This is a genomic window from Arthrobacter koreensis, from assembly GCF_035792275.1.
GTDB lineage: Bacteria > Actinomycetota > Actinomycetes > Actinomycetales > Micrococcaceae > Arthrobacter_B > Arthrobacter_B koreensis_A.
Genome location: NZ_JAMWKK010000037.1, coordinates 1 through 255 on the forward strand (window position 1 = coordinate 1; position 255 = coordinate 255).

Annotated in this window: 1 rRNA gene; it reads right to left on the reverse strand. The window is 63.9% G+C overall.

Annotation, left to right across the window (positions count from 1 at the left end):
• Positions 1–3 precede the first annotated feature (3 nt).
• A 5S ribosomal RNA gene (gene rrf / locus NGB94_RS16730) occupies positions 4–120 on the reverse strand.
• Positions 121–255: the final 135 nt, after the last annotated feature.

Genomic DNA, 255 nt, shown 5'->3' on the forward strand with positions numbered 1-255 from the left:
GTTGTCCGGCGGTGACCTACTCTCCCACACCCTCCCGGGTGCAGTACCATCGGCGCTGCGGGTCTTAGCTTCCGGGTTCGGAATGGGACCGGGCGTTTCCCCCGCGCTGTGACCGCCGTAACCCTTCTAACCCGAACCCCCGTGCCGGCACTCGTGCCGTGGGGGGTGGGTAAAAATGTGGGGTACGTGGGTACCAGACGCCCTTCACCCCTGGTACCGGGGGTTCGGGCGTTATTCAGTTATTGTGTTCCCTGA